The organism is Halorientalis sp. (assembly GCF_028275115.1).
GTDB lineage: Archaea > Halobacteriota > Halobacteria > Halobacteriales > Haloarculaceae > Halorientalis.
Genome location: NZ_JAQCNH010000103.1, coordinates 1 through 5,755, shown reverse-complemented (window position 1 = coordinate 5,755; position 5,755 = coordinate 1). Strand labels below are relative to the sequence as shown.

6 protein-coding genes are annotated in these 5,755 nt (G+C 62.1%); 3 read left to right on the top strand and 3 right to left on the bottom strand.

Going from position 1 to position 5,755, the window contains the following annotated elements; genetic code table 11:
* Positions 1-49: 49 nt before the first annotated feature.
* Both Q0964_RS14050 and Q0964_RS14045 read left to right on the top strand, forming a co-directional pair.
* Positions 50-202, top strand: a complete 153-nt coding sequence (locus tag Q0964_RS14050) for a hypothetical protein (RefSeq protein WP_299268761.1) — start codon at positions 50-52, stop codon at positions 200-202.
* Between the two features lie 118 nt (positions 203-320).
* The gene (locus Q0964_RS14045; RefSeq protein WP_299268760.1) at positions 321-722 is read left to right on the top strand and encodes an STAS/SEC14 domain-containing protein; all 402 of its coding nucleotides are present in this window, start codon (positions 321-323) and stop codon (positions 720-722) included.
* A 538-nt stretch (positions 723-1,260) separates the two neighbouring features.
* On the opposite strand, the gene Q0964_RS14040 is transcribed toward Q0964_RS14045, so the two are convergent.
* Positions 1,261-2,403 (bottom strand): CBS domain-containing protein, encoded by a 1,143-nt coding sequence (locus Q0964_RS14040; RefSeq protein ID WP_299268759.1) that lies wholly within the window; start codon positions 2,401-2,403, stop codon positions 1,261-1,263.
* Positions 2,404-2,685: 282 nt separating this feature from the next.
* Between Q0964_RS14040 and Q0964_RS14035 the strand changes: the two genes are divergently transcribed.
* Positions 2,686-3,180: an HTH domain-containing protein gene (locus tag Q0964_RS14035; protein WP_299268757.1), complete on the top strand. Its 495-nt coding sequence runs from the start codon at positions 2,686-2,688 to the stop codon at positions 3,178-3,180.
* A gap of 57 nt (positions 3,181-3,237) precedes the next feature.
* Here Q0964_RS14035 and Q0964_RS14030 read toward each other — a convergent pair whose 3' ends face one another.
* Together Q0964_RS14030 and Q0964_RS14025 are read right to left on the bottom strand one after the other, a co-directional pair.
* Positions 3,238-4,893 carry a sensor histidine kinase gene (locus Q0964_RS14030; RefSeq protein WP_299268755.1) on the bottom strand — a complete coding sequence of 552 codons (1,656 nt, stop codon included), beginning with the start codon at positions 4,891-4,893 and terminating at the stop codon, positions 3,238-3,240.
* 79 nt (positions 4,894-4,972) lie between these two features.
* Positions 4,973-5,185: a helix-turn-helix domain-containing protein gene (locus Q0964_RS14025; RefSeq protein WP_299268753.1), complete on the bottom strand. Its 213-nt coding sequence runs from the start codon at positions 5,183-5,185 to the stop codon at positions 4,973-4,975.
* Between the last annotated feature and the right edge of the window lie 570 nt (positions 5,186-5,755).

Below are 5,755 nucleotides of genomic sequence, written 5' to 3'. Positions count from 1 at the left end.
CCCTTATACCAAAGCTTTATGCGTTATTGGTGGTCATATGTTGATTGTAATGTCCAAAGCGCAGAACCCGTCCACCGGGACCGACCTTCCGTACACGCCGTCAGCGAACTACGCACCCTGTCGCAACTGTGAGGAGGGCACGCTGGTATGGGACGACGAGGCTGGCGAGTCACGCTGTCGGTGCTGTGGTGTAGCGGCTTGAGGACAGTCCCAGAGACCGCGAACAGCTGTCGACCGATTCTCGGGCATCGTGGCCGCTTCCCGCGGCCACCCTTCTCGTATGAGTGAACTACAAGACACTGTAGCGCCTGTTAGTGTGTATGACAGAGGTGCTGTTCAGCGAGCCTGGCGTCTGTTCGGGCCGGTGGGACGAACAGTTGGAAGCCGTCGTCGTCGAGTGGCACGGGGACGTGGGCGGCGATACCTACAGAGAGTGGATGAATCGGACCCTGGATGCTATCGCCGCTCACGACGCGACCAAACTGCTCACCGACAGCCGGAGCCAGGGCCTGATGGATGAGGCGGACCAGATCTGGACGGTCGAGGACTGGGAACCACAGGCCATCGACGCCGGACTGGAGTATGTCGCGGTGATCTACCCGGCGGCCCGGTCGGCGAAGACGACCGTCGACATGTCCGCACGCAGACGTCCCCACACTGACCTCGAACGGGCGTTCACCGACAGCTCAGAGGAAGCGCACAACTGGCTCAAGACGAAGTGAGACCGGGAGGCGAGGAAAACTCTCGCCGACTGCCGCCCGTTCGACGCCTTCCCCGACCAGACGGAGTGGCTCCGCGAGGACTGGACGCCTCGATTCCCCACGACTGGCATCCAGTACGGCGCGTACGTCTACCCGAAAGACAGAATCGCGCAGTTCGAACTCGACATGATGAGCCGAAATGGCCCGGACGTCCCGACGGGGCATCTGTTCACCAGGGACCTGACGGAAGCCCAAACCTGGCTCCGCGTGAACTGAGGTCGGTCGAGCATCGCTACCGATGCTCGTGACGGGCCGTCGGCGTGTCTCTGGCCCTCCACGTGGAAACGCACGACCGCGTGACCGATTGCGACGGCGGGGTCGAGGGTACCATGTCCGACCGAAGCTCCCTCGTCACCGGTGAGACGTCCCGGGCGGCCGTGGAGACGCTGCCCGAACGTATCGGACCGTCGGACAGGTGTCGAGCGTGCGGGTCGAACGGACCATCACGAAAGACACGGACGAGGCGTGGCGCTGGCTGCAGGCCCAGTGAACTGGTCGCTTACAACCGGCCGAGTTTCCGGAGCAGCTGGCCGCGGTACTCCTCGTCGGATTGCACGTTCTTCAGTTCGAGGACGTTGCGTTCGAGTTTGTCCAGCGCGACGCTGAACGACTGTTCGGCGCCGTAGCCCTCGCCGGAGCCGGCAATCTGGCCCTCGGTGGTTCGCAGGCGTATCTGACACTGGATCAGCGGTGTGCCCCGCAGTTTCTCCTTGTGTTCGTGGAACCGAACGTGGGCGTGCCGGACCTGCATGTCGCTGTACTTGTCGACGACGCTCTCGATGTCCACGCGAATGTCTTCCCGCGAGATGGTGTCCAGCAGCGTGATGTTGGTGATCTGGACGTCCATGTGTTCCTCTTCGGTGTAGGTCAACGCCCGGAGCACGTCGGTCTTCGTGAGGATGCCGACCACCTGGCTGTCGTCGCCCTCGGGGGTGACGACCAGCCCGCTGTAGTCGTTCTCGAGCATCCGGCTGACGGCCGACCGGACCGACTCGGCGGTCTCGGTCGTCGCAACGGGGCTGGACATCACGTCGTACACCGGGATGTCGAGGATGCGGTCGTTCCCGCCCGCGCGTTCGCCACGCGTGGTCTTGTCCATGTCACGGACGACCACGTCGACGATATCGTGGGTGGTGAGCATCCCGGAGAGCAGGCCGTCCCCGTCGAGGACGGGTACCCGCGAGATTCCGTGCTCGCGCAGGAGGTTGATCGCCTGCCCGATGTGAGTGTCTTCGGCCACTGTGACGACGTTCTCCGTGTAAATGTCGACGACGGTCAGCGCGTCGAGGTGTTCCAACACTGCCTCGAGAATCGAGTTGGTCGTGACGATTCCCCACAGTCGGTCGGCCTCGAACACGGGTGCGACTTTCGTCCCGCCCTCGACGAGGACGCGAGCGACCTCGCGAACGTCGTCCGTCCGCTCGACCTGTGGGGCCGAGACCATCAGCGACTCGGCTTTGGCGTCGTCTTGCACGTGGGACTGGAGGAGTTGCCGCCGGCCAATCACTCCCTCGTACGCCCCGTCGTCCGTGACGATGATACCCCGAGGGTTCTTGCGCTCGAAAATAGAGCGGACCTTCGCCAACCGCTCGGTAGCGTCGACTTGTATATAATCGCTGGTCGCGATATCAGCAATGTCCATCGTACTCTCCCGTACACTCTTGACTGCCTGGGGTAATCAAACTTAGCGGTGCTTTTCGGCACCTGGCGACCGTCGGCAGCGGTGCGCTCGCCGAGAACCCTCCGTCTGCGCGCCGGTCCGCGCCGGGACGTTCGGAGACGTGTTCAACCGTCCTGCAACTGTAATGATCTTACAGGGGTCGCGAGACAGTATACCGGTACTAGCCGTCGCATATTGTATTATATCAATTAGAGGAACACTTTAGAAGCGTGACTTACAACTGTCAGACGGGAGGGGACTCCAATGTCAACGAACACAGACCCAATACGACTCGAACTCTACGTGCGGACACTCTCTCCACCGGGTGCGCGCACACGACAGGAACAGGTAATCACGCGGCTCCAGCGCCTCGAAGACGAGGGCTACATCGCCGACTTCTACGTGAAAGTCTGGGGCCGTCAGATCGACCCGACGACCAAAGCCGCCGAAACCGACCAGGGTGCGTTCATTCTGAACCGGATTGCCGAGTTCAAACAGTGGGCGCTGGCCAACAACACGACCCTCGAATCGTTCTACCAGACCCACGAGCAGTCCTCGACGATTACCGGGCAGGACCATACGACGATGGTCCTGCCGAAGATGGGGCTGGCGGAGTACCACGGCAGTGAACTCGAACAGGTCGCCCCGTGCACCACCGGGGACGACGTTCACAGCGTCGTGAACCACCTCGACGACCTCGAACGCCGACTGGTCGACCAGCCGACGACCAGCGTGTCCACCACCGTCGCCGAGGAGTAACCGGGTACACCTTTTTTCCGCCGTTGTCCGCGAACGACAGTGGTTGTCTGCGTCCGGTCAGCTACTCCGCGTCGTCCGAAACTCGAAGCGCGCGCCGCCGGCAGACTCACCTCGCCCGTCTTCTGGGCCCCCACTCGCTTCACTCGCGGGGACACCGTCTCGGTCGTCGGTGAGCGTGACGTCCCAGCCGTGTGCCGTCGCGATCTGGTCCACGATAGCGAGGCCGACGCCGCTCCCACCGGACTCAGAGTAGCCGAACTCGAACACCGAGTCGCGCTCTGTCTCGGGAATTCCCGGTCCGTCGTCGGCGACGACGAACCCGTCGGGTAGTTTCGCGACCTGGACCGACACGCCCCCGTCTCCATCTCCATCTCCATCTCCGTCTCTGTCTCCGTCCACGTCGCTCCCCTGTTCGACGGCGCCGCCGGCCCGTGTCCGACCGTTCGTGGAACCGTGTTCGACACTGTTCCGGAACAGGTTCTCCAGTAACTGCTGGAGGCGGCTCCGGTCACACGTCACGACGAGGTCGTCGTCGACGTTTAGCGACGCGTCGCCGGTCCGGACGTTCTCCCACGCATCGTTCGCGAGCGCTGTCATCCGCACGTCCGCAACGTCGTCGACGGTTTCGCCGACCCGGGTCATGGTCAACACGTCGTCGATTAGTGTCTCCATCCGTTCGTGTGCGCGCTCGAGTTCCGCCAGGTGTTCGCTCTCACACTCCACGGCCACCAGATCGAGTCGCTGCATCGCGACGCCCAACGGGTTCCGGAGGTCGTGGGAGACGATAGTCGCGAACTGTTCGAGCCGTTCGTTCTGTCGCCCGAGCCGTTCGGCCGCGAGTTTGCGCTCCAGCGCCGACCCGACCCATTGTCCCATGATGTCGACTAGCGTAATCTCCCACTCGGAGAACGCCCCGGGTTTGACCTCCGTATCGTAGAAACAGAAGGTCCCGTACACCTCCCCGTCGACGACGACCGGCGTCCCCAGATAGCAGTTGATACCCCACTCGGCGAAGCCGGCGCTGTCGGTCAGTTCCGGGTGTTCCGCCGCCACGTCGCCGCTGACGAGACGCTTCTCGTCCAGTACGACTCGCTCGCAGTGTGTCGCCTCCAGATTCACCACGTCGCCTGCCTCCAGCGTATCGTCGGGCGCTTGGACGACGGAGAACACGTACTCGTCGTCCCGGACCCGGGAGAGGGTCCCGTACTCGGTGTCGAGTTCCCGACACCCGATGGCCAGTAACTCCTCGACGCGGCCCTCGAACGAGAGCTCCTGATCCGAGATAACATCGTGCATCTCCCGAAGGACCGTTTTGCGTGTTTCCAACTCTCTCCGACGCTGACGCTGTTCTGTCACGTCCTCGAAGTACACGGAGAGCCCCGACTCGGAAGGGTAGGCGTTGACCTCGAACCACGCCCCGAGGGGTTCGTACTCGGCCTCGAACGATACCGTCGACTGCGTCGTCATCGCCTCACGGTACCTCTCCTCAAACGTGGTTCCCCGTAGCTCTGGAAGCGCGTCCCACATCGTCCGGCCCTGTAGCTCTGCCATGGTGAGGTCTGCGCCCATGGCCTCACAGGTTACGCGCCGGGCCTGCTCGTTCAGGTAGGTGAATCGCCAGTCCTCGTCTAAACCCATGAACGCGTCCGTCATCCGGTTGAGCAGGTCGTCGGCACTCTCGGCTTCGACCGATGACGCGTCTTCACCTGCCATCTTACTCCCATCCCGGAAGCCACTTAGAAAAGCGTTCGTGCTGGTTCGAGCGGTGAGCGCCACCGGCAACTCTCGATCGTTAGCCGGACTGTCTCGGATCGGTTTGTAACGCATACAGCCCGGTCGGATCGTGGACCTTGTCGACATACTCCGCCGCGGGTAACACGTTCAGCCTGTTGTGGACGTGCTGGCGAGAGTACTCTGTCTCGCCTGCGAGATAGCCGACAGTACACCGACCGTCGGCCAATCTGTCGAGAATCGCCTCGTCCGCCGCGGTCAGGTCCACCGGCACACCCCGTTCTAGTGGACACCACCATTAGATTCTACTTGTTGTCGGTTTCCGACGACATCTTTATGCTACTATTCAAGTTCACAGATAATAAAATACAATGCGTGCGTTTTCGTAGCATGGAGGGAGGAGCACGGTCACGTGACCACGAGAATGTGGTCGCCTAGTGAACTACCCTGACCTACCGCGCTCGGGGCTCCCCGCCCCTCGCTTGTTGAGGACAGGGCTTCCTGTTTCTGTGTCAGAATTTATACCCGACGTGGGCATAGGGATTCCAGACTCCACAGGCGACTTCCCTTCACAGGTGGTTCGGAGTGTCCCACTCCTACCGAATGGACACTCGGCCACAACCGACGGTGCGCGCTTCTTGTCGCGCTTGAACACTGTCGGAAGCGTGGCGAGCATCATACTACCACCGTAGGCCGGAGGGGTAGTAAGGCCATGCCGTGTAGCGAAAGTAAAACGATGACGGCGTGGACGAATCGCTCCGCGATTCGTTCGCACACCAGAAATCGGAGATTTCTGGGGACGCTGTATCCCCTCCCTACTCGCTCCCTCCGGTCGCTCCTTGAG